Origin of the sequence: Umezawaea sp. NPDC059074, assembly GCF_042738955.1 — a bacterium.
In the GTDB taxonomy this organism is placed as follows: domain Bacteria; phylum Actinomycetota; class Actinomycetes; order Mycobacteriales; family Pseudonocardiaceae; genus Umezawaea.
This window is the reverse complement of the sequence record NZ_JBHYHC010000073.1, coordinates 13,286-36,112: the sequence shown is the minus strand read 5'-3', so window position 1 is coordinate 36,112 and position 22,827 is coordinate 13,286. Positions and strand designations below refer to the sequence as shown.

Here is a 22,827-nt window from a genome sequence, read left to right as displayed (position 1 = left end):
CCGCCGGGAGGTTGCACGGGGTCAGAGGAACCGCCACAGGTGGTCGGGCGAGCCGTTGTCGGCCCACTGGGTGACCTGCGCGCCGTCGGCCCGCGACTGCTGGTCCACGGCCAGCACCTTGCCGCTGCGGACGTTCACGACCTTCGACCACCCGCCGCCCGCGTCCACGATCCGCCACAGGTGGTCCGGCGTGCCGTTGTCGCGGTACTGCTGCACGTGCGCGCCGTCGTCAACACTCTGGTCGTGCACGGCCAACACCTTCCCGCTATTGCGATTCGTGATCCGGACGGTGCCGTCACCGTTGTCCACCACGGTCCACACGTGGTCCGCGGTCCCGTTGTCGGCCCACTGCGTCACCTCGGCGGAGTCGCCGAGCGACGCCCCCGACACCGCGAGGACCTTGCCGGAGTTCTGGTTCTGGATCCGCCGCCACACCACCACCGACGCCGCGGGCGGCACGGCGAGCGCGAACGTCCCGCCCACCACCGGCCGCGCGGCGAACCCGCGCTGGGTCCCGTCGCCCACGACGTACCAGTCCGACAGCGGAACCCGTTGCGGTGTCTGGTTCGCGTACGCGTAGACGCCCTCGACCAGCGCGTCGCGGATGCCGGGCCGGTCGGCGAGCCAGGCCGCCGTCCACAGCTCCCAGTCGGCCTTCGTGTAGTTGTTGCGCGGGTCCAGCAGCACGCCGAAGCGCCCGATCCTGCCCTGGTACCAGTCACCTTCGCGGGCGGCGACGCCGAGCGGCACCAGGTCCAGCCCGAGCAGGCGGTCGGCGAACCCGTTGTACTTCAGGCTCCACGTGCCGTCCTGGTCGTACGCCAGCTTCAGGTGCGTGCCCGCCGGGTCCTGCGCGAGGCTCGTCCACTGGCTCGCGTAGCTCCGCGAGATCGACCGGTAGCGCACGACGTCGGCGGTGTTGCCCAGCAGCGCCGAGATGATCCCCATCGCGCCGATGCCGATGATGCCCTTGAGCGCCAGGTTCGCGCTGTGGGCGATGAACCCGGTGAAGTCGTCGGTCTGGTTCTGGAAGCCGGGGTCGAGGGCGTTGCCGACCAGGTACTCGGCCCACCGCCGCAGCACGGCCTGGTGCGCCGTGGCGAACGCGCGGGCGTCGGCCGCGGGCAGCCGTTGCACCAGCGCGGCCGACATGATCAGCATGTTGGCCGACTCCTCGACCGGCATGCTCTCCTCGTCGCCGTCGTTGTGACCGGTGGCGACCGGGTAGTGGAAGCCGAGGTCGTGCTCGGCGAACTCCTTGGGCCAGCCGCCACGTTCGGCGTAGTCCAGCAGCGGTTCCAGCAGCAGCCGCAGGTAGTTCGGCGCGAGGTGCAGGTACGCCGGGAACGCCGGATAGGTGACGTCCACCGTGGACATGTTGCCGTTGGAGGAGATCTCCTTCAGGAACGCCCACGGCGACCCGCCGCGGTCCACCAGTTCGGTGCCCCCGAACGCCTGCCGCAGCGCCAGCGCGCACAGCGCCGCGTAGTGCTCGCCGCCGACGCGCACGGCGTCGTCGTGCACCCGCTGGTCCAGCGCCATGGCCGCGGTGAGCGCGGAGGCGCGGTCGGCGAGGAACCAGTCGACCATGTCCGGCCACGTCGTCCACTGCCGCGTCCACCACGGCGCGAGCTGCGTGCCGAGGTAGCTCACGGCGGGCGTCCGCACGTGCCCGAGCGCGACGGTGAACGGCGCGGACGCGGACGTGACCGAGCCGAGGCTCTTCCGCAGCGCCAGGACGACCCACCGGTCGTTGATCGGGCGGGGCATCGCGGGGTCGGAGGTGTTCGGCAGGGCGCCGGACGCCCCGCGCACCACCGTGTCCTGGCCGATCTGCCACGACAGGCCCGAGCCGGACGAGGCCGCGAGCACGAGCGTTCCCCAGGACGCCTGGTCGTTGTTCTCCTGGAGCACGCCGGGCGACGCCGGGGTGACGGTGAGCGCGGTGCTCGACCCGGTCTGCCGCTGGGCCCAGGTGACCGGGGTGGCGCTGTCGCCGTGCACCCACTCCGCCGACACGTCGACGTGCAGGTCCACGGTGTGCGCCCGGCCGTCGGTGCTCGCGGCGGTGATGTCGAGGTACCCGAACGGCACCGACTGCCGCCGCAGGTCGTCGGGGGCTACCGGCGAGAAGAAGGTGACGGTCAGCGCGACGCCGCCGCCGGTGAGGGTGTAGATCGAGCGGGTCGCGGTGACCCGCAACGAGGTCTGCGTCATCCGGGTGAACGCCCCGGAGGGCGACCCGGCGAACAGGTAGGCCGTGCCGTCGATGCGGGCGATCCCGCAGAGGGCGGTCGTGCGGCCGTTCCAGAACGACGACCACGAGCCGACCAGCTCGTCGGACGCCTGCCACGTGCTGAGGTACGGCGAGCGGACGAACAGCGGGGTCGCGGGTGGGCGCAGCGGGTCGAACGTGCCGAGCGCGGTGACGTCGGCGCGGGCGTGGCCGGGGAGCGCGGACAGGACGAGCGCGCCTCCCGCCCAGCCGAGCAGGGTGCGACGGGACAGGGACTCCGACATGGGTGCCTTCCTCCGTGCAGGGCGGATCCCCAGGTTTACATCGTTGGTACAACGTTGTAAACCTGCTGTGGGAGGTACCCGTCGGGTACCTCCTCGCTCAGTAGGCCACCCCGACCGACTGCCCGACCGTCGCCGGGTCGGCCAGCGCCGCGAGCATCGCGTGCGCGGTGTCGGCGCGGGAGATGGAGTAGCCGCCGCGCGGGTTCCCGCCGACGACGCTGCGGTACTCCCCGGTCAGCGGCTTGTCCACCAGCTTGGGCGGCCGCACGGCCGTCCAGTCGACCCCGCTCCCCCGCAGGACGTCCTCCATGGCCGCCAGGTCCGCGTAGACGTCCCGCAGCACCGCACCGATGAACGGCAGCAGCACCCGCCGGTTGAGGAACGTCTCGTCCTCGGCCACCGGCCCGACCGGCGCGGCGCTGACCACCACGATCCGCCGCACCCCCGCGTCCGCCATGGCCCGCACGATCCCGCGCGTCGCCGTGGACGCCACCGGCCCCTCCTTGCGCCCCTTCGGACCGATGCCCGACAGCACCGCGTCGCACGGCTCCAGCGCGTCGGCCATCGTGGCGACCCGCAACTCGGCGTGCTCCACGTGGAGTCGTTTCGGGTCGCGCACGACGGCCGTGACCTGGTGCCCGGCGTCGAGCGCCTGCCGGACGACGTGCCCGCCGACACCGCCGGTGGCACCGAAAACAGTGATCTTCATCCGCGTCTCCCCAGCTCGGATACCTTGTGATCCGCACCCCATATACTACGAGGGCGATATCATATGAGTTCCAAAGTACCTGAGGACGCGCGGCAGCGCAGGCGAACGACGGCGACCATCAAGGAATCGCTGCGCGGCCTGCGCGTCCAACTGGCGCTGTTCAACCACCAGGTCGGCTCCCGCGTCGACCTGAAGGACGTCGACCTCGACTGCCTCGACCTCCTCGCCCAGCACGGCCCGCAGAACCCCACCGCCCTCTCCCGCCGCGCGGGCCTGCACCCGGCCACCCTCACCGGCGTCCTCGACCGCCTCGAACGCGGCGGCTGGATCACCCGCGACCGCGACCCGTCCGACCGCCGCGCCGTCGTGGTCCGCGTCCTCCCCGACCGCAACGCCGAGATGTTCGAGCACTACCGCGGCATGAACACCGCCATCGACGACCTCTGCGAGGCCTACAGCCCCGCGGAACTCGCCGCCATCGCCGACTTCCTGACCCGCGCCACCGCCGCCGGCAAGCAGGCGACCGACCAGTTCACGGAGCAGGCATGACCGACGGCAGCAGGCTCACGGCGTTCGGGAACCAGCTCGTGGAGGTCCACATCTGGTTGCGGGAGCAGCTCGAGGAGCTGCGGGACGACGTGGACGCGTACTTCGCGGGGAACGGGTTGCCGTCGCGGGACTTGCGGGCCCACTGCCTGTCGTTCTGCTCGGCGTTGACGCGGCACCACACCGGGGAGGACCGGGTCGCGTTCGTGGAGATCGCGGCGGAGTTCCCCGAGCTGCGCGGGGTGATCGGGGAGTTGAGGACCGACCACAACCGGATCGACTGGGTGCTCGGGACGCTGGAGAAGCTGCTGAGGAACCTCCCGGCCGAGCCCGATCCGGCCGCGGCGGCGCACGTGACGGCGGAGCTCGAGGGGCTGGCCGCGTTGATGGAGACGCACTTCACCTACGAGGAGCGGAAACTGATCTCCGTGCTCAACTCGCTGGACCTGCCGGAGTGGCGGGCCGAGCGGCCGGAGTTCCTGCGGGTCGACGGAGGAGGTCCCGCAGCGCCTTGACGACGTCGCCGGGCGCCTCCTCGGCCATGAAGTGCCCGCAGGACACGGTGTGGTGCTCCAGGTCCGGGGCCCACGCGCGCCAGCGGGCGGCGGCGTCGAAGCCGAGGGCCGTGCCCCAGTCCTGCTGGAGCACGGTGACGGGCATCCGCAGGTGGTCGCCCGACGCGAGGGACGCGCGGTCGTGCTCGACGTCGATCCCGGCGGACGCGCGGTAGTCGGCGACGATCGACGGGACCGCGTCGCGCGATGCCTTCAGGTACTCGGCGCGGACATCGGCCGGGATGGCGGTCGGGTCGTTGGTCCAGAGGTCGAGGAAGTGGCCGAAGAAGGCGTCGGCGGACGCCGTGATCATGGCCTCGGGCAGGCCGGGCGGCTGGGCCATCAGGTACAGGTGGAAGCCGACCGCCGCGGGCACCCCGTGCATCACGTCCCACATGTCCAGCGTGGGCAGCACGTCCAGCGAGGCCAGGTGGGTCACGGCGTCGGGGTGGTCGAGGCCCGCGCGGATCGCGACCAGCGCGCCGCGGTCGTGGCCCGCGAGGGCGAACCGGTCGTGGCCGAGCGACCGGGCCAGCGCGACGACGTCGGCGGCCATCTCCCGCTTGGAGTACCCGGTGGTGGGCTTGTCGCTGGCGCCGTAGCCGCGCAGGTCGGGGCAGATGACCGTGTGGTCGGCGGCCAGATCGGCGGCGACGTGCCGCCACATCAGGTGGGTCTGCGGGAAGCCGTGCAGCAGCACGACCGGGCTGCCCGTGCCGCCCACGACGGCGTGCAGGGCGACACCGTCGGCGACGGTCACTCGGCGTTCGGTGAAACCGGGGATCATGGGGTTCTCCTCAGTGGAAGGGGACGACCCGAACTCTGCGCGACGGCGATCAGCGTTCGATCAGCGCCGACTCAGCGCCGCCCGTTAGGTTGTGCCGGTGGTGACGTTCGGTGTGCTCGGTCCGCTGGAGGCCGCCGACGAGCACGGGCCGGTCAACCTCAAGGGCCCTCGACACCGGGCCGTCCTGGCCCGGCTCCTGGTGGCACGCGGTCACGTCGTGCCGGTTGAGACCCTCGTCGACGACCTCTGGGAGTCCCCGCCGGACGGTGCGCTGGGCGCGGTGCAGACGTTCGTCGGCGCGCTGCGCAAGGCCCTCGAACCCGACCGTCCACCCCGGACACCCGCACGGCTGCTGGTCACCGCGCCACCGGGGTACGCCGTGCGCGTCGAGCCCGACGCGGTGGACGCCTGGCGGTTCGAAGCGGCCGTCGGTGCCGCGAACGCCGTGCCCGCCGAGGAAGCGCTGTCCCGACTGGACGACGCGCTCGCGCTCTGGCGGGGACCCGCGTACGCCGAGTTCACCGACCTGCGCTGGGCCCGCGCCGAAGCCGCCCGGCTGGACGAGGTGCGGCTGGTCGCCGTCACCCGCCGCGCCGAGGCGGCACTGGCGCTGGGCCACGCCGCCGAGACCGTGCCGGACCTGGAGGCGCACGTCGCCGCGCACCCGCTGCGCGAGGACGGGTGGCGGCTGCTGGCACTGGCGCTGTACCGGTCGGGACGGCAGGGGGACGCGCTGGCCACGCTCCGCCGGGCGCGCGAGGTGCTGCGGGACGAACTCGGCGTCGACCCCGGCGAGGCCCTGGCCCGGCTGGAGGCCGAGGTCCTGGCGCGGGCCGAGCACCTCGCCCCTCCCCCACGCGCCCGGAAGGCGCACCCGTTCGTCGGGCGCGCGACCGAACTGGCCGCGGTGGCGGCGACCGCCGAGGAGCTGACCCGCCCGACGCTGGTCCTGCTGTCCGGGGTGGCGGGGGCTGGCAAGACGGCGTTCGCGCGGACGGTGGCCGACCGGCTGGCCGACCGCGGCTGGACCACGGCGTGGGGCGCGAGCCCGGAGGTGCAGGGCGCGCCCGAGGCGTGGCCGTGGACCCGGATGCGCCGGACGCTGGGACCCGAGCCCGCGCCCGTGGACGCGACGAGGTTCCACCGGCACCGGGCGATCGGCGCGCACGTCGCCTCCCGCGCGCCGGTCCTGCTCGTCTTCGACGACCTGCACTGGGCCGACGAGGACACCCTCGCGCTGGTGACGGCGCTGACCGCCGACCCCGACGGCGGCCGGGTGCTGGTGCTCGGCACGTACCGGTCGACCGACATCACCCTCGCGCTGGCCGAGGCGTTGGGCCGCGCCGCCCGTACCGAGCCCGTCCGGCTCTACCTGGGCGGCCTGACCCGCCCGCTGGTGGACGAGATGGTGCGGGCCATCAGCGACCGCGAGATGTCCCCCGCCGACGTCGAGGCCGTCCACGCCCGCAGCGCGGGCAACCCGTTCCTCGTCCGGGAGTTGACCCGGCTCTGGGAGGACGAGGGCCTGCACGGCGTGCCCGCCGGCGTCCGCGACGTCCTCCTGCACCGCCTGGCCTCCCTGCCCGAGGCCACGCGCACGCACCTGCGGCAGGCGTCCGTGCTCGGCCAGGACGTCGACCTCGACGTGCTGATCCCGCTGGCCGGGGACGAGGACGCGGTGCTGGACTCCGTCGAGGCGGCGCTGCGGGCAGGGTTCCTGGTCGAGCGGGACGCCGACCGGCCGCGCTTCGCCCACGCGCTGGTGCAGGAGACCCTCTACGCCGACGTCCCCGGCGCGCGCCGGACCCGGTGGCACGCCGCCGTCGCCGACCTCCTCGAACGGGCGCGGCCCGACGACGTGGAGACGATCGCCCACCACCTCCTGCGGGCCGGGAGCCGAGTGGCCGACGAGCGCACCGCGCGCGTCACCCGTGCCGCGGCCGACCGGGCGGAACGGCGGGCGGCCCCGCGCGAGGCCGCCCGGCTGTGGCGGGAGGCGCTGGCCCGCACCGACGACCCCCGCGACCGCCTGGACGTGGTCATGGGGCTGGTCCGCGCGCTGGCCGTGACCGGTGACCTGCACGAGGCCCGGCGGTTGCGCGCCGAGGCGACCGACGCGGCCGAGGCGCTGGGCGACCCCGTGCTGACCGCGAGCGTGATCGGCTCGTTCGACGTCCCGGCGATCTGGACAGCCAACGACGACGAGCACCTGTCCGCCCGGCTGGTGGACGCCGCCGACCGCACCCTCGCCGTCCTGCCCGACGACCGGCGGGCCGACCGCGCCCGCCTCCTGGCCACGATCGCGGTCGAGCGTCGTGCCGACGCCGGACCGCGCGGCGACCGGGCGGCCCGTGAAGCGGAGGACCTGGCCCGCGATCTCGACGACCCCGCGCTGCTCGCGTTCGCCCTCAACGGCCGCTTCCTCCAGACGTTCCACCGGGCGGGCCTGGCCCCGGAGCGGGCCGCGATCGGCGAGGAACTCCTCGCCCACGCCCACCGGCACGGCCTGGTCACGTTCGAGGTGCTCGCGCACCTGGTGCTCGTCCAGTCCGCCGCCGCGCAGGCCGACCTGGCGCGCGCGGACCGGCACGCCGCCGCGGCCGACGACCTCGCCGCCCGCCACGACCTGCCCGTGGTCGGCGTGTTCACCGCCTGGTACGCCGCGCTGCGGCTGGCCGTGACCGGCCGGACCGACGAGGCCCGCGCCGCCTACCGCGCGGCCGCGGCCCGGCTCACCGGCACCGGGATGCCCGGACTGGAGGACGGGCTCCTCCCGTTGGCGCTGCTCAGCCTCGGCGAGCGGCCCGCCGACGCCGAATGGGGCCCGTACGAGCCGTGGACCCGCGTGGACGGCGTTCCGGACTCCCCGCACGACCTCCTCTTCGAGGCCCGCACGTGCCTCCAAGCGGCGGCCGCCGTCCGCGCCGGGGACCTCGCGACGGTGAAACGCCTGCACGACCTCCTGCTCCCGGCGGTGGACGAGATCGCCGGAGCGTGCAGCGGGCTGGTGGCGTTCGGCCCCGTCGCCCGGCACCTCGGCGACCTCGCGACCGCCCTCGGCCGCCACCGCGACGCCGAGGAGCACTACCGGCGGGCGCTCGCGGTGGCGACCCGTGCGGGCGCGCCGCGCTGGGCGGCGGAAGCCATCGACGCCCGCAGCCGGTCCGTTACCCGAGCCCGTGCGTGACATCCGGGACCGTTTCGACGACACCTCTGCATAACCCGCCGACCGGGCGGGTGGCGAGCGAGGGGAACGCGGCGTGACGGACGAGTCCGACCAAGTGGTGGGCCTGCTGGTCGAGGGGGCGGTGCACCGGGCGCGGCGACGAGCGCCGTTCGCGGTCGACGCGGCCGACCGGCGGTCCACGTCTCCCGCCGACCGGGTGTGGGTGGTGGTGCTCGACCACCTCGGCTGCCCGGACTGGCTGGCCGCGCTGCGCGACGGGGCCGTGACGCCGTCGGCGCGGGAGACGGCCGTGGCGGAGGTGGAGGACGCCGCGTCGCGCGACCCGGCGTTCGGGGACCGGTTGCGCGCGGCGTTGCGCGGCCAGGTGACGCAGTCCGCGCACGCCACGGGCGCGGGCCACACCGCGACCAGGTCGCCGGGGGCCTTCCAGGGCAACGTGCTCCAGGCGGGCGGGAACATCACCATCACCCAGTGGATCGGCCAGCGGTACCGGGCGAACCCCACGGCGTTCGTCGCGATGGCGCTGGCGGTGTTCGCCGTGGTGGTGGCGAGCGGCTACGGCGTCGTGCGGGCCATCGCCCCGTCCGCGGGGTCCTCCACCAGCGCGGACGCGGGCAGCGGGCCGGAGGAGTTCGCGGGCACGTGGAGCACCGGCAGCGGCTCGGACGTGAAGACGTTCAGCCAGAACGGCGGGCCGTGCAAGGGGTTCTACTACGACGCGGGCGAGCCGCTGGACATCGGCGGACCGATGACGTGCACGATCTCGAGCAAGCCGGACGCGCAGGGCCGCTACTCGCTGCGGGTCGTCCAGAGCCCGAACGAGGCGACCTACCGGATCTCGTTCGACGCGGCCGACCACGCGACCGTCTACGGGTCGGACGGGGGCGTGCTGTACGAGCTGTCGCGCTTCTGAGCGCCTATGCCGCCGTAATGCGGAATATCCACGTCCAATTCATCAAGCCTTTCCCAAAACGCGATCGGCGTGCGGGTCGGCTACCTAATCTGCGGGTATGAGAATCCTCCTCTGGACCGCGGTGATCGGTGTCGAACTGTCCAACGGCGCTCTCGGGCTCCCGGTGCTCGCCGGTGCGCTCCTGGTCGTGTGCGTGGAGGCGCATCCTCGGGTGCGTCGGGGAAAACGACTGTCCTGGGAGGTGTTCCGCACCGGCGGACGCGACCACCAACCCCCGGATCATGAGCGACAGGTTCACCCGATAAGGTGAACTCTTCATCTTGATCAACTTCAAGGAGGAGTGCGCAGGATGGCTATTTCCGCGAACCTGGACAAGCAGCTCGACAAGGCTTACGAGAACCTCACCGTGGCCGAGGTTCTGGACGCTCCCGTCGCCGCCCTCGCGGGCGTCAGCGAGGGTGACGCGGAGAAGCTCGAGGCCGCGTTCGGCATCAAGACCGTGCGCGACCTCGGCACCAACAAGTTCTTCAAGCTCGCCGCCGCGCTGTCGGCTCTCGACGCCAGCTGATCGACGCGGGCAGGCGGGCGGTCCGGCACGCCCGGAGCCGCCCGTCCGGCCCGCGATTCCGACGATCGGCCCCTGCCCAGCGGGCCCGGTCGTCGCTACCGTCCAGACATGAAGCTTGTTCGCGTATCGCTGGCGGTCGTGGTGGTGGCGGCGACGGTGGTGGTCCCGTCGGGTGTAGCGGCCGCCGACGACGTGACGTGGGTGGGCCCGCTGAGCACGCGCGGGCGGTACGTCGTGGACGCGCGCGGCGACCGGTTCAAGCTCAAGTCCGGCAACTGGCACGGCGCGAGCGGCACGTGGAACGGCTCCGGTGACGTGAACGACCCGGCCAACCACCACGCGGGCGAGAAGGCCGACCGGATCCCCCTCGGCCTCGACCGCGCCCGTCTCGACGCCATCATCGACGGCTTCGCCGAACTGGGCCTCAACAGCGTCCGGCTGCCGTTCTCCAACCAGATGGTGCACGACACCGCCGTCCTGCCCGACGCCTCCGTCGCGGCGAACCCGGAACTGCGCGGCAAGACGCCCCTCCAGGTGTACGACGCGGTCGTGGACCGGCTGACCGCGCGCGGCTTCGCGGTGATCCTCAACAACCACACCACGACCACGCGGTGGTGCTGCGGCGTCGACGGCAACGAGCGGTGGAACACCGCGCAGAGCACCCGGCAGTGGCAGGACGACTGGGTGTTCATGGCCCGGCGGTACGCCGCGAACAAGCGGGTCGTCGGCGCGGACCTGTACAACGAGGTCCGGCGGACCGTGTGGGACGACCCCAACTGGGGTACCGGCGACGACCACGACTGGCAGCGGGCGAGCCAGGAGGTCGCCGACCGGATCCAGCTGGAGGGCAACAAGGACCTGCTGATCATCGTCGAGGGCATCAACTGGACCGGCATCCCGGTCGACGGCCTGCCCCACGGGCGGCCGACGCTGGAGCCGGTGCGGACGCTCTCGCACACGCTGATCGACTCCGGGAAGCTGGTGTACTCCGCGCACTTCTACGGCTACACCGGACCGAACCACTCCGGTGCGACCGGCATCGGCGAGACGCACGACCCGCGCTACCAGGACCTCACCCCCGAGCAGCTGCGGGACGTCCTGTACCGGCAAGCGTTCTACGTCTCGGCGGAGACCGGTCAGCACTTCACCGCGCCGGTGTGGATCAGCGAGTTCGGCTCCGGCGGCCGGGAGAACACCGACCCCGTGTCGCGGGCGTGGTTCGAGCGGTTCGTCGACTACCTGGTGCAGGCCGACGCCGACTTCGCGTACTGGCCGCTGGTCGGCTTCCACACCAACCGCACCGGCAACGGCTGGGCCCTGCTGCACTGGGACGCGGCGGGCAACCGGATGGGCCTGTTCGACGGCGACGACTGGCGCGCGTCGGCGTGGACGCGGCTGATCGGCGCGAGCGGCAAGACCGGGCAGGTCGCGCCGGTCGAGCGCTGGTCGATGCTCAACGCCGACCACGCGGACTTCCAGCAGTCCCGCGCGGTCCGGTCGCTGCCGGACTGGAACCCCGGCGCGCGCAAGGCAGTGTGCCCGGACGGCCAGCGGGTGATCGGCCTGAGCCACACCGGGAACCGCGGCCTGTGCACCGGGTCGTGGGCCGCGCCGACGTCGTTCACGACGGTCCGCGACGAGTCCTTCGTGGACACGGACTGGGCATCGGGCTACACGAAGGTCCAGTGCCCGGCGGACCACTACCTGGCCGGGTACAGCGCCACCGGCGCGGCGTTCTCCGCGGGGCTGTGCGCTCGCGCGCCGAACCCGTTGGGGCGCACCGGGCGCACGGTCTGGTTCGACCGCGGCGACAACCGCCCGTCCGGCAACCCCGGCGGCGAGTTCGCCTACGGCGGCTACAAGGGCCAGTGCGCGCCCGACGAGTACGTCGCGGGCGTGGCCTACACCGGGCGGATCGGCTCGGGCCGCACCCCGGACGCCCTGCTCTGCCGCCGGTAGCCGCCGATCACGACATCCGCATCAGGCCCTCGCGGATCCGTTCGAGCATCTCCCGGCTCGGCCGGGCGTCCACGGCGCGCTGCTCCTTGGCGACGAACACCAGCCCCGCCTCGATCGCGTCGGCGATGAGGACCCTGGCCACGCCCAGCGGCGCGTTCAGGTGCGCCGACACCTCGGCCACCGACTGCGGGCCCGCGCAGCACAGGCCGCAGATCAGCGCGGCGTCCGGCGTGAGCGCGGGGTTCGCGGGCTCGCGCTCGTGCAGGCGGGTGACCGACACCAGCGTCTCCAGGCGCAGGTCGTACCCCTGCTCGACGCGGCCGTGCGTGCGGACGTACGGCCGCACCACCAGGTCCTCGTCGGCCCACTCCACGCTCGGCCACCGATCACGGGACTCGGGCGGCCAGCCTTCGAGCAGCGCCTGCCGGTCGATCACCGGCAACGACTCGGGCTTGGTGAACGCCTCCCACACCGGGGGTTCGGCGACCGGCTCGTCCACGACCTGCTCGACTGGCTGATCCACCTCGGCGGGCAGTGGCCACGCCGTCTCGGCCAGCGGGTCCTCGTCGGCGGCGGGACGCCACAGCAGCGGCTCGGGAATCGGCTCCACCTCGGCGAACGCCTGCCAGCCCGGCGGCGACAGCGGTTCGACGGGCGGTGGCTCGACGACCGGTTCCTCGGTCACCGGGTCCGGGCTCCACAGCGTGGTCGCGATCGTCGTGGTGAACGGTTCCGGTTCGGGTTCGGGAATCGGCTCGGGTTCGACCGGCGGCTCGGGGCACGGGCGGAAGTCGTTGTCGGCCCACTGCTGGTAGTCCGGCCACCCGCCGAAGGAGGACGGGTGGAAGCCCGTGGCGCGCTTCTTCCTGGTCATGGCGAGGCCGCGATCACCGGGTGGCCGCGGCGCGCGGCGCGGAGTCGACGACCCGGCCGCCGTTCTCGACCGCGTCGTCCTGGCCCTTGCCGAGCCGGAGCAGCACCGCCGCCACGACGAACGACACGACCGCGGCCGAGGCGACTCCCGTGAGCACGGGGAGGTAGCCGCCCTTGGGCGTGACCGCCATCAACGCGAGGATGCTGCCCGGCGAGGGGGTCGCGATGAGGCCCGCGCCGGTGGCGCTGAAGGCGAACACGCCCGTCGCGCCGCCCGCGATGACGGCGAGCAGCAGGCGTGGAGCGGCCAGCACGTACGGGAAGTAGATCTCGTGGATGCCGCCGAGGAAGTGGATGACGATCGCGCCGGGCGCGGTGGCGCGCACCGTCCGGTCGCCGAACAGCGTGCAGGCCACCAGGAGGCCGAGTCCGGGGCCGGGGTTGGTCTCCAGCAGGAAGTGGATCGCCTTGCCGGTCGCCGCCGCGTCCTCGACGCCGAGCGGGGCGAGGACGCCGTGGTTGATGGCGTTGTTGAGGAAGAGGATCTTCGCGGGCTCGATGATCAGCGACACCAGCGGCAGCAGGCCGAGGTCGATGATCGTGTGCACCCCGTTGCCCAGCGCCTTGGTCGCCGTCTGCACCGCGGGTCCGATGCTCAGCATGCTCACGATCGCGAGCGCGCCGCCGATGATGCCCGCGCTGAAGTTGTCGACGAGCATCTTGAAGCCGGACGACACCCGCGCGCCGACCGTGCGGTCGAACTGCCGGATCAGCAGCCCGCCGAGCGGCCCCACGATCATGGCGCCGAAGAACATCGGCTGCTCGGTCCCGACGATGACGCCGACCGTGGCGATGGCCCCGACCAGCCCGCCGCGCTGCCCGTGCACCAGTCGGCCGCCGGTGTAGCCGATCAGCGCGGGCAGCAGGATCCTGACCATCGGGTCGACCAGGCGGGCGAAACTCGGATTGGGCAGCCACCCGTCGGGAATGAACAACGCGGTGATGAGGCCCCACGCGATGAATGCGCCGATGTTCGGCATGACGATGCTCGCCAAGTACCCGCCGAGGCGTTGAACAGTAGCCCTCGCGGACCTCTTCGGAGTTCGATCTTCAGTGATCATCGGCTTCCCGTGCTTCCCTCGGCGCTGGTCAGAGACGTGCTGACTGAGGCGACGGCAGCGAATCTAGCGCTGATGGAGAAGTGCGGTCAATCACCAATCGAACAAAGTTGCCCTGCCGAGACAAGAATGGAAAAATAGGCGGAAAGATAATAGTTCCACGGTGACCCACTGGGGTTGACAGCCGTATTCCACCTGATTTATTCAGGGGGTGTGCCGCCGAGAATAGGGGTGGACAGGAGTCAGGCGGGCAGGTCGCCGGTGAGGTAGTGCATGAGCACCGGGCCGATCCAGCGGCGGAGTTCGTCGTGGCTCATGGCCACCAGCGGCGGGGTGCGCAGGACGTACCGCGACAGCGCCAGCCCGAGCACCTGGGTGCCGACGAGCGCGGCGCGTTCGGCGGGCCGGTCGACCGCGGCGGCGGACAGCGCCGGGAACACCTGGCCCGCGAACACCTCCAGCATCTTGGCCGCGGCGACCTCGCTCGTGGCGGCGGCGCGCAGCAGCGAGAGGAAACCCGCGTCGCCCTCCCACACGGCGAAGAACCGCGGCATCAGCACGTCGGCCAACTCCTCGGGCGCGACGCCCGTCAGGTCGGGCAGCTCCAGGTCGAACACCGCCGCCTCGGCGAACAGCGCGTCCTTCGTGCCGTAGTAGCGGATCACCATCGCCGGGTCGACGCCGACCTCGCCCGCGATGTCGCGGATGGTCACCCGGTCGAAGCCGTCCGCGCCGAACCGCGCGCGGGCCGCGTCGAGGATCGCGGCGCGGGTCGCGGGGGCGGAGCGGCGGCGTGGTTCGGCCATGCCGCCAGCATAAGTCACCAGCCATTGACTTAGCGAGCGGACCCTGCCACGGTTGAAGTCACCAACCGTTGACTTGGAGGAGTCGTGATGGACACCGTGGACGTACTGGTCGTCGGGGCGGGCCCCACGGGCTGCATGCTGGCGGGCGAGGTCGCGCTCGCCGGCCGCTCGGTCGTGGTGCTGGACAAGCACGAGGCGCCGTCCCCGCTGAGCCGCGCGTTCGGCGTGCACGCGCGGACCATGGAGGCGCTCGACACCCGCGGGCTCGCCGACGAGCTGCGGAGCACCGGCACCGCGTCCCCCGGCCTCGCGCTGTGGCGAGGGGCCGAGGTCAACCTGACCCGGCTGCCATCGCCGTTCCCGTACCTGCTGGTCACACCGCAGGTCAACGTGGACACCCTGCTGGAGAAGCGGGCGCGCAACCACGGCGCGGACGTCGTGCGCGGGGCCACCGTGACGAAGCTGTGGCAGCACGAGGACGGTGTCGTGGTCCGCGCGACCACCGCGAGCGGCGAGCGCGAGTGGAAGGCGTCGTACGTGGTCGGCGCCGACGGCGTGCGCAGCACGGTCCGCGACCTGGTCGGGCAGCCGTTCCCCGGCGAGGTGCTGCTCAAGTCGATCGTGCTCGCCGACGCCTACCTCGGCGACCCGCCCGCCTCGATCGTGACCGTCGACGCCGCCGAGGACTGCTTCGCGTTCCTCGCCCCGTTCGGCGACGGCTGGTTCCGCGTCATCGTGTGGGACCGGCGGTTCGAGGACGACCCCGCGTTCCAGCCGTCCGAGGCGATGGTGCGGGACGTGCTGACCCGCGCGACGGGCACGGACTTCGGGCTGCGCGAGATCCGCTGGCTGTCGCGGTTCCAGAGCGACGAGCGGCAGGTCGAGTCCTACCGCACGGGCCGGGTGTTCCTCGCGGGCGACGCGGCCCACGTCCACTCCCCCGCGGGCGGGCAGGGCATGAACACCGGCATCCAGGACGCGCTGAACCTGGGCTGGAAGCTCGCGGCCGTGCTCCGCGGCGCGGACCCCGCCGTGCTCGACACGTACCAGTCGGAACGCCACCCCGTCGGGAAGCTGGTGCTGCGCAGCAGCGGGGCGACGATCCGACTGATGACCGCGCGGTCCCGTGCCGCCCGCGCGTTCCGCCGCGTGGTGCTGCCGTTCCTGCTGGGCCGCGAGAAGGTCGCCCGGAAGGCGGCCGGGATGTTCTCCGGTGTCGGCATCTCCTACGGCCGCGGACTCGTCGGCTCGCGCGCCGCGGACGTGCAACTCCGCGACGGCCGCCTGTTCGAGGCGTTGCGGCGCGGCGGTTTCGTCCTCGTGCTGGAGAACGACGCCGCGTCCGTCACGGCCCCCATTCCCACCGCCCACCGCCTGGACGGCGGCCCCGCCCTGCTCGTCCGCCCGGACGGCTACCTCGCGTGGGCGGGTTCGTCCGCGTCCGGCGACTGGCGCGCCGCACTGGACCGCTGGACCAAGTAGTCAGGAGAAACCCTTGCTGGTCATCACCATCCGCTTCACCGTCCGTCCGGAGTGGACGGACCGCTGGCTGGACCTCACGCGCGAGTTCACCGACGCCACGAGGGCAGAGGACAGCAACCTGTGGTTCCGCTGGTCCCGCGACGTCGAGGACCCGCAGGTCTTCTACCTCTCCGAGGGCCACCGCGAGAGCGGCGTCGAGGAGCACCTGCGCTCTCCGCTGATCCCGAAGATCCAACGCGACTGGCCCCAAGCCCTAGTCGACACCCCGTTGGTCCTGAAAACCACCATCCCCGGCGACGCGTGGGAACCCCTGGCCCTGCTCCCCGTTCCCGGCCAGTAGACGGACACATCCCGGCCAGTTCCCTCCCCGATCTTGTCCCCCGGCCGCGCCGCCCCCGACCCTCAGGACGGCATTTCACCGCCAGGACAAGGGAGAACACATGAGGCTCACCGCGTTGGCAGCGGGAACCGCGCTGGCAGCAGGCCTGCTCGTGTTGGGCGCACACACCGCGGAGGCGAACCCCAGCTCCAACTGCTGGGCCAACGCGGGCGGCAACACCTCCTACGGCGGCTGCCAGGGCCACCCGCTAGGCGGCACCACCTTCCGCGTCCACACCCAGTGCGCCACGTGGTTCGGCTACGTCTACGACGCACCGGGCAGCGGCACCGGCTACTCCCCGCCGAACAAGTCCCAGGTGGCCCCGCAACAGGGCGGCAGCTGCGGCGGCAACAGCGCCGTCGGGGCGTGGGTGGAGTCCTGGTAGGAGTCTCCGCCGAGACGTGGACCGGCCGTCACCGGACGTGGTGGCGGCCGGACTCGCCGGCTACCCTGACCGCCATGCCGAGGACCGATGTCGGATCACGGGTGGTCGCCGCGTCGACCGAGCGGGTGTTCGCCGCGCTCGTCGAGCCGGACGCGTTGCGGCAGTGGTTGCCGCCCGAGGGCATGACCGGGCGGTTCGAGCGTTTCGACCTGCGGCCGGGTGGGTCGTACCGGTTGGTGCTCACCTATGTCGACGCGTCCGGTGCGCCCGGCAAGGCGACAGCCGAGTCCGACGTCGTCGAGGCGCGGTTCGTCGACGTCGTGCCGGGTGTGCGCGTGGTGCAGGCGGTGGACTTCGTGTCCGACGACCCGGCCTTCGCCGGGACCATGACGATGACGTGGGAAGTCGTCGCGGTCGACGGGGGCACGCGGGTGGAGATTCGGGCCGAGGACGTGCCCGACGGCATCTCCGCGGAGGACCACGCGGTCGGGCTGGCGTCGTCGTTGGCGAACCTCGCCGTGTACCTCCGGCAGGGTCACGTCTAGAATTTCGCCCCAACTAGACATGTGCCCCACCCGGAGGAACCATGCCCCGAGACAACACCGCGACCGTGACCCCCGACCTGCTCGCCGCCGTCACGGCGCTGGCGGACGCGGAGCGGCGCATGGCGGAGCAGCAGGAGGCGCTGGCCGACGCCAGGGCCGCGCGGCAGGAGGCCCACGCCCACCGCGACGCGCTCATCCACGCCGAGCTGGACCGCAACATCCCGGTCGTCGAGCTGTGCAAGGTGACCGGTCTGACCCGTGCCCGGATCTACCAGATCCGCGAGAACAAGTCCTGATCACAGCACGGCGAAGTGGTCCAGCAGCCGTTCGGCCTGCTGAATCTCCGCGCTGAGCGGGTGGTCCTCGGCGACGTGCGGGAGCCCGATCGCGGCCAGACGGAAGGCCTCCCGCAGCGGGGTGTCGGGCAGGTCGGCGTCGGCCAGCCGCAGCGCGCGGACCGCGCCGAGCAGTTCGCACGCCAGGATCGTGCGGTACGCGGCCGTGGCGGCGACGGTGCTGCGGACGGCGTGGGTGGAGAAGCTGGCATGGTCCTCCAGGCCGCGCGAGATGACGGCGGTGCCGAGCGTGACCGGCGCGGCCGCGTGCCGCAGCGTGCCCAGCGCGTCGTGGGCGACGTACTCCAGGATCATGATCCCCGAGCTGCCGGGCGGGCCGTCGGCGAGGAACGGCGGCAGCCCGCTCAGGTCCGGTTCGACGAGGTCGCCCAGCCGGGCCGTGGACAGCTCCGCGGTGTGGTGCAGCGCGGCGCGCAGGTGGTCGAACGCCAGTGCCACGTGTGCGGTCGAGAACTGGCCGTGGTGGTAGGCCTCCTGCGTCTCCACGTCGATCAGCGGGTTCTCGGCCGCCGCGTTCACGTCGATGTCCAGCACCCGCTCCACGTTCGCCGCCGCGTCCAGCACCGGCCCCTGCACCTGCGGGAACGCCCGCAGCCCGAACGGGTCCTGCAACCGACGGCCTTCGGGCAGGTCACCCCCGGCGGTGAGGAGTCGGCGCATCTCGGCCGCGCAGCGGACCGCGCCGGGGTGCGGGCGGGAGGCGTGGACGCGCTCGGAGTAGGCCTCGGCCGAGCCTCCGAGCGCGCAGAACGTCAACGCGGTCACGACGTGGCTCGCGGCCAGCAGCCGGGTCAGGTGGTGCCACGCCAGCACGGCCTCGGCGAGCATGGCGGCGTTGCTGGAGATGAACGCGAGCGCGTCGCCGGGGCTGATCGCGACCGGCGTCAGGTCACCGGCGGCCCACGGCAGCTCGCCCGCCAGGGTCAGGCCGATCTCGGCCAACGCGGTCAGGTCGCCGGTGCCGATCGCCCCGCGCGAGTGCACGAGCGGGAGCGCCCCGACCCGCAGCGCCGTCTCCATCGCCCTCAACAACCGCGGGTGCACCCCGCTGCCACCCGCGGCCAACTGGTTGAGGCGGATGGTCATGGTCGCGCGCACGACGTCGTCGGGCAGCGGGTCGCCGGTGCCGCCCGCGTGGCTGCGCAGCAGGCGCAGGCCGTGCAGGTCGGCGGACTCCGGGTCGACGACGATGTGCCGGTTGGCCCCGACGCCGGTCGTGCGCCCGTAGACCGCGCGCTTGGCCCCGAGTTCGACGGCCAGCTCGTACCCGCGCCGCGCCCGTGCGACGGCGTCGGCGGACAGCTCCGTCCACGCGCTGCGCCGCGCCACCCGCACCACGTCGGCGCAGCGGAGTCCGGCCCCGCCGATCTCGATGCGACTCGTGTCCGTCATCGCCGCCCCTCTTGACAAGTTTTCATTCATTCCTAGGGTTGCATGCAACTATTCATTCGTCGCCTTGGCAAGGACGGAGCCCAGGTTGTCCCGGTCGCTGCACGACCTGCTCACCGCTCACCGGCTCACGCCGGCGCAGCGGCGCATCGCCAGCTACCTCGCCGAGGCCTCGTCCGGAGCCGCCGCGCTCACCAGCGCCGAACTGGCCGAGCACGCCCAGGTGAGCCAGCCGTCGGTGACCAGGTTCGTGGCGCGGCTCGGCTTCGACGGCTACCCGGAGTTCCGCCGCTACCTGCGGGAGGCGTCCGTCGAGCCGACGGGCGGGTGCGCGGGCAACAAGTTCCAGGCGGGCATCGACGCCGACCTGCAGAACCTCACCGCCCTGCGCGCGCAACTGGCCGACGAGGGCCGGTTGCGCGGGATCGCCGGGCGGCTGATGGCGTCGTGCCCGCTGGTCGTGGCCGGGTACCGGGTGTCGGCGGCGCAGGCCGCGTCGTTCGCCTACCTGGCCGCGAAGATCCACCCTGACGTGCGGCTGCTCACCGACACGGGCAGCGTGTTCGGTGACGGCCTGCGCCACGCCCACCGGTGCGGCGCGACGACGATGGTCCTGGTGGCGCTACCGCGCTACCCGAAGGAGAGCGCGGCCGCCTTGGACCAGGCGCGCGCGCTCGACCTGCGCACGCTCCTGATCACCGACAGGGTGGTCTCGGTGCTCACGCCGCACGCCGACGACGTGCTGAGCGCGGGTGTCTCGTCCGAGTTCGTGTTCGACTCCCACGCCGCGGTCGTCTCGTTGACCGGGGCGCTGGTCGAGGCCATGGCCGACGCGGCCGGGGCCTCCGCCAGGAAACGACTGGAGGACTTCGAGGACCATGCCGCGGAACGAGACCTCTTCATCGGAGACTGAACCGTCCGGGACGGCGTTCGACGACGTCCCCCTCAACCGCTTCCACCTGCGCATCACCGCGCTGACGTTCTGCGCCAACTTCTCCGACGGCTACGAGCTGGGCATCATCAGCATCGCCCTGCCCGTCATCGCGTCGCAGCTCGGGTTCGGCGTGGTGTGGGAGGGGCTGCTCGGCGCGTCGGCGCTGATCGGCATCTTCCTCGGCAGCGTCCTGGTCGGCTGGGCCGCCGACAAGATCGGCCGCCAACGCCTGTACTCGTACAACTTCCTGCTGATCGCGGTCGCCTCGGCGGCCGAGTTCTTCGTGGCCGACCCGGTGCAGCTGTTCGTGCTGCGCCTGTTGATCGGCATAGGCATCGGCGCGGACTACGCGCTGGGGCCGACGCTGGTCGCGGAGTTCGTGCCCCGCAGGCACCGCGGCGGGCTGCTGGCGTCGTTGACCGTGCTGTGGACGGTCGGCTACGTCGTCGCGTTCTTCCTCGGCAACCTCGTGGTGGCCGAGGGCTCCGACTCGTGGCGCCTGCTGCTCGCGTCGAGCAGCATCCCCGCCATCGCCGTGGTGCTGCTGCGGATCGGCGTCCCGGAGTCGCCGCGCTGGCTGCTCGCCAGGGGCCGGATCGACCAGGCCCGCGCCGTCGTGCGCAGGCTCGGCGGCGACCAGGCCGCGTTCGACTCGCTCGCGGACGCGCACACCGAGCCGAGCACGGCCCGCTACCGCGACCTGTTCGGGAAGAAGTACTGGCGCCGCACGGCTTTCGGCGCGATCTTCTACAACGCCCAGGTGATCCCGTACTTCGCGATCTACACGTTCCTGCCGCTGGTGCTGCTGAAGATGGGCGTCGGCGAGGAGGACACGACCAGCGACGGGCTGCTCAACCTGTTCCTGCTCGCGGGCAGCGTCGCCGGGCTCTGGTTCGTGGCCAAGGCGTCCCGCCGCGGCCTGACGATCTGGTCGTTCGTCGTCCTGATCGTCTCGCTGCTCCCGATGGCGCTCTGGCCGGACGCCCCGACGGCGTTGCTGTTCCCGCTGTTCCTCGTGTTCACCTTCACGATGTCGGCGGCGGTCAACCTCGACCAGGTGTACCCGCCGGAGCTGTTCCCGACCGACCTGCGCAGCTCGGGCGTGGGCCTGATCAACGGTCTGAGCCGGGTGGGCTCGGCCATCGGCACCTTCCTGCTCCCCCTGAGCCTGGACGGCCTCGGCTTCTCCCCCACCATGCTCGTCCTCACCCTGGTGCTGGTGGGCGGTCTGGTGGCGTCGATCGTGTGGGCTCCCGAGACGAAGAACAAGGTCCTGGACTGACGGCGCTTCCGTTCACCGGAAACCGGGCTGGTCAGGCGTTCGGCCGTCGTCTGCACTGTGCGTCCGGTACACAGTGGAGGAACGATGAGCGCACCGACCAGACCCGTCCTGCTGCTCGTCCACGGCGCGTGGCACGGCTCCTGGTGCTGGGAGCCGGTGCGCACTGCGCTCGTGGACAACGGCTGGCGCGTCGAGTCCGTGGACCTGCCGAGCGTGGGGCCCGCGGCCGGTGACCGGCCCGGTCTACACGACGACGCCAAGGCGGTCCGGGCCGCGATCGACGCCGTCGACGGGCCGGTCGTGGTGGTCGCGCACTCCTACGGCGGCGCCCCCGTGAGCGAGGGCGCCGCCGACGCGCCGACCGTGCAGCACCTCGTCTACGTGACGGCCTTCCAGCTCGCGCCGGGGGAATCGCTGCTCGGCGCGGCGGGCGGGCAGCCGCCGCCGTGGTGGCGGATCGACGGCGACCTGTTCTCCCCGCTGACGCCGCACGAGGTGTTCTACGGCGACGTGGCCCCCGAGGTGGCCGACGCCGCCGTGGCACGGCTGCGCCCGCAGAGCTACGCGGCGGCGACCGAGCAGCTCCTCGCCGCGGCCTGGGAGAGCACGCCGAGCACGTACGTCGTGTGCGAGGCGGACCAGGCCATCCCGGTGTTCGCGCAGGAGGCGATGGCGGGGCGGGCCGGGCACGTGGAACGCCTGCCCGCCGCGCACTCGCCGTTCCTGTCGCACCCGGCGGACCTCGTGCGGATCATCGAGGCCGCGGCGCGTCCGTAGTCAGGCCTTCTCGGCCTTGGCCAGCGCCGCCGTCACGACGTCCGCGCCGGTGGGCTGTGCACCGGGGAGACCGAGTTCGTCGGTCTCGGTGCCGGGCGCGAAGTAGATGACGCAGTACGCCGGTGCCCCGTTCTCGAAGCGCCAGCTGTCCGCCAACGCGCCCGCGTCCACGGTGTCGTAGCCCAGGTCGTCCAGCAGTTCGGCGACCGTCGCCTTGGCCGCCGCGTCGTCGCCCGCGATGGGCAGCGTGCTGCGGTCCGTCGAGCCCGCGGGACGGGCCAGCGACCCGAGGTGGCGGTAGTAGATGCTGTTGAACGCCTTCACGACCGCCGACCCCGGCAGGTGCGCCTGGAGCAGGCCGCTGGTGGTGGCCGAGCCGTCCTCCAGTTCCGGGATCACGCCGTCGCGCTCCGGGTAGTAGTTGTTCGTGTCGATCACGACCTTGCCCGCCAGCTCCGCCACCGGCACGTCGCGGTAGGCCTTCAGCGGCACGGTCACCACGACCACGTCACCGGCCCGCGCCGCTTCGGCCGGGGTGGAGGCACGGGCGTTCGGGCCCAGCTCGGCGACCAGGTCGGCGAGCGTCTCCGGGCCTCGGGAGTTGCTCAGCACCACGTCGTGGCCCGCCTCCACGGCGAGCCGGGCGACGGTCTTGCCGATGAGTCCCGCGCCGATGAGTCCCACAGTCGACATCGTCGGATCCTTCCGTTGGTTTCTGGCCTGCACGGTCCACTTTACTGGCCCGTGCGGGCCAGAAC

At 72.6% G+C, this 22,827-nt stretch carries 22 protein-coding genes; 14 read left to right on the top strand and 8 right to left on the bottom strand.

Annotated elements, in window-relative coordinates; translation table 11 throughout:
• Nucleotides 1–21: 21 nt before the first annotated feature.
• Complete coding sequence (locus ACFWW9_RS28585) at nt 22–2,520, bottom strand: glutaminase domain-containing protein (RefSeq protein ID WP_390384224.1); 2,499 nt, start codon at nt 2,518–2,520, stop codon at nt 22–24.
• A gap of 97 nt (nt 2,521–2,617) precedes the next feature.
• A complete protein-coding gene (locus tag ACFWW9_RS28580) occupies nt 2,618–3,229 on the bottom strand; it encodes an NAD(P)-dependent oxidoreductase (protein ID WP_390384222.1) in 612 nt (203 codons plus the stop codon).
• Nucleotides 3,230–3,292: 63 nt separating this feature from the next.
• Here ACFWW9_RS28580 and ACFWW9_RS28575 point away from each other — a divergent pair, with 63 nt between their 5' ends.
• Together ACFWW9_RS28575 and ACFWW9_RS28570 are read left to right on the top strand one after the other, a co-directional pair.
• Complete coding sequence (locus ACFWW9_RS28575; protein WP_390384220.1) at nt 3,293–3,778, top strand: MarR family transcriptional regulator; 486 nt, start codon at nt 3,293–3,295, stop codon at nt 3,776–3,778.
• Nucleotides 3,775–4,290 (top strand): hemerythrin domain-containing protein, encoded by a 516-nt coding sequence (locus tag ACFWW9_RS28570; RefSeq protein ID WP_390384218.1) that lies wholly within the window; start codon nt 3,775–3,777, stop codon nt 4,288–4,290. The genes ACFWW9_RS28575 and ACFWW9_RS28570 overlap by 4 nt, the downstream gene beginning before the upstream one ends.
• Here ACFWW9_RS28570 and ACFWW9_RS28565 read toward each other — a convergent pair.
• Entirely contained in the window at nt 4,208–5,116 is a 909-nt protein-coding gene (locus tag ACFWW9_RS28565; RefSeq protein ID WP_390384216.1) for an alpha/beta fold hydrolase, read from the bottom strand. The two genes, ACFWW9_RS28570 and ACFWW9_RS28565, sit on opposite strands and share 83 nt — an antisense overlap.
• A 97-nt stretch (nt 5,117–5,213) precedes the next feature.
• Here ACFWW9_RS28565 and ACFWW9_RS28560 point away from each other — a divergent pair, with 97 nt between their 5' ends.
• The 4 genes from ACFWW9_RS28560 (at nt 5,214) to ACFWW9_RS28545 (ending at nt 11,743) form a co-directional block, all read left to right on the top strand.
• Nucleotides 5,214–8,303, top strand: a complete 3,090-nt coding sequence (locus tag ACFWW9_RS28560; RefSeq protein WP_390384214.1) for a BTAD domain-containing putative transcriptional regulator — start codon at nt 5,214–5,216, stop codon at nt 8,301–8,303.
• Nucleotides 8,304–8,376: 73 nt separating this feature from the next.
• Nucleotides 8,377–9,216, top strand: a complete 840-nt coding sequence (locus ACFWW9_RS28555; RefSeq protein ID WP_390384211.1) for a hypothetical protein — start codon at nt 8,377–8,379, stop codon at nt 9,214–9,216.
• Nucleotides 9,217–9,565: 349 nt separating this feature from the next.
• Nucleotides 9,566–9,784: a hypothetical protein gene (locus tag ACFWW9_RS28550; RefSeq protein ID WP_390384208.1), complete on the top strand. Its 219-nt coding sequence runs from the start codon at nt 9,566–9,568 to the stop codon at nt 9,782–9,784.
• 108 nt (nt 9,785–9,892) lie between these two features.
• The gene (locus ACFWW9_RS28545; protein WP_390384206.1) at nt 9,893–11,743 is read left to right on the top strand and encodes a glycoside hydrolase family 5 protein; all 1,851 of its coding nucleotides are present in this window, start codon (nt 9,893–9,895) and stop codon (nt 11,741–11,743) included.
• 7 nt (nt 11,744–11,750) lie between these two features.
• On the opposite strand, the gene ACFWW9_RS28540 is transcribed toward ACFWW9_RS28545, so the two are convergent.
• From ACFWW9_RS28540 to ACFWW9_RS28530, 3 genes are all read right to left on the bottom strand, one after another.
• The gene (locus ACFWW9_RS28540) at nt 11,751–12,617 is read right to left on the bottom strand and encodes a DUF742 domain-containing protein (protein WP_390384204.1); all 867 of its coding nucleotides are present in this window, start codon (nt 12,615–12,617) and stop codon (nt 11,751–11,753) included.
• A gap of 13 nt (nt 12,618–12,630) precedes the next feature.
• Nucleotides 12,631–13,737 carry a mannitol-specific PTS transporter subunit IIC gene (gene mtlA / locus ACFWW9_RS28535; RefSeq protein ID WP_390384202.1) on the bottom strand — a complete coding sequence of 369 codons (1,107 nt, stop codon included), beginning with the start codon at nt 13,735–13,737 and terminating at the stop codon, nt 12,631–12,633.
• A 239-nt stretch (nt 13,738–13,976) separates the two neighbouring features.
• A complete protein-coding gene (locus ACFWW9_RS28530; protein ID WP_390384200.1) occupies nt 13,977–14,540 on the bottom strand; it encodes a TetR family transcriptional regulator in 564 nt (187 codons plus the stop codon).
• 87 nt (nt 14,541–14,627) lie between these two features.
• Between ACFWW9_RS28530 and ACFWW9_RS28525 the strand changes: the two genes are divergently transcribed.
• From ACFWW9_RS28525 to ACFWW9_RS28505, 5 genes are all read left to right on the top strand, one after another.
• Complete coding sequence (locus ACFWW9_RS28525; RefSeq protein WP_390384197.1) at nt 14,628–16,022, top strand: FAD-dependent monooxygenase; 1,395 nt, start codon at nt 14,628–14,630, stop codon at nt 16,020–16,022.
• Nucleotides 16,023–16,035: 13 nt separating this feature from the next.
• Nucleotides 16,036–16,362 carry a putative quinol monooxygenase gene (locus tag ACFWW9_RS28520; RefSeq protein ID WP_390384195.1) on the top strand — a complete coding sequence of 109 codons (327 nt, stop codon included), beginning with the start codon at nt 16,036–16,038 and terminating at the stop codon, nt 16,360–16,362.
• A gap of 100 nt (nt 16,363–16,462) precedes the next feature.
• Entirely contained in the window at nt 16,463–16,786 is a 324-nt protein-coding gene (locus tag ACFWW9_RS28515; protein WP_390384193.1) for a hypothetical protein, read from the top strand.
• 74 nt (nt 16,787–16,860) lie between these two features.
• Entirely contained in the window at nt 16,861–17,331 is a 471-nt protein-coding gene (locus tag ACFWW9_RS28510; protein ID WP_390384191.1) for an SRPBCC domain-containing protein, read from the top strand.
• Between the two features lie 41 nt (nt 17,332–17,372).
• A complete protein-coding gene (locus tag ACFWW9_RS28505) occupies nt 17,373–17,627 on the top strand; it encodes a hypothetical protein (RefSeq protein ID WP_390384189.1) in 255 nt (84 codons plus the stop codon).
• Here ACFWW9_RS28505 and ACFWW9_RS28500 read toward each other — a convergent pair whose 3' ends face one another.
• Nucleotides 17,628–19,079: an aromatic amino acid ammonia-lyase gene (locus tag ACFWW9_RS28500; RefSeq protein WP_390384186.1), complete on the bottom strand. Its 1,452-nt coding sequence runs from the start codon at nt 19,077–19,079 to the stop codon at nt 17,628–17,630.
• A gap of 85 nt (nt 19,080–19,164) precedes the next feature.
• On the opposite strand from ACFWW9_RS28500, the gene ACFWW9_RS28495 reads away from it, so the two are divergent.
• The 3 genes from ACFWW9_RS28495 to ACFWW9_RS28485 all read left to right on the top strand — a co-directional run bounded on the left by ACFWW9_RS28495 (nt 19,165) and on the right by ACFWW9_RS28485 (nt 22,069).
• On the top strand, nt 19,165–19,989 hold the full coding sequence (locus ACFWW9_RS28495) for a MurR/RpiR family transcriptional regulator (RefSeq protein ID WP_390384184.1): 825 nt from the start codon (nt 19,165–19,167) through the stop codon (nt 19,987–19,989).
• The gene (locus ACFWW9_RS28490; protein WP_390384182.1) at nt 19,955–21,292 is read left to right on the top strand and encodes an MFS transporter; all 1,338 of its coding nucleotides are present in this window, start codon (nt 19,955–19,957) and stop codon (nt 21,290–21,292) included. Before ACFWW9_RS28495 ends, ACFWW9_RS28490 begins: the two co-directional genes overlap by 35 nt.
• 84 nt (nt 21,293–21,376) lie before the next feature.
• A complete protein-coding gene (locus ACFWW9_RS28485) occupies nt 21,377–22,069 on the top strand; it encodes an alpha/beta fold hydrolase (RefSeq protein WP_390384180.1) in 693 nt (230 codons plus the stop codon).
• On the opposite strand, the gene ACFWW9_RS28480 is transcribed toward ACFWW9_RS28485, so the two are convergent.
• Nucleotides 22,070–22,795 (bottom strand): NADPH-dependent F420 reductase, encoded by a 726-nt coding sequence (locus ACFWW9_RS28480; protein ID WP_390384178.1) that lies wholly within the window; start codon nt 22,793–22,795, stop codon nt 22,070–22,072.
• Between the last annotated feature and the right edge of the window lie 32 nt (nt 22,796–22,827).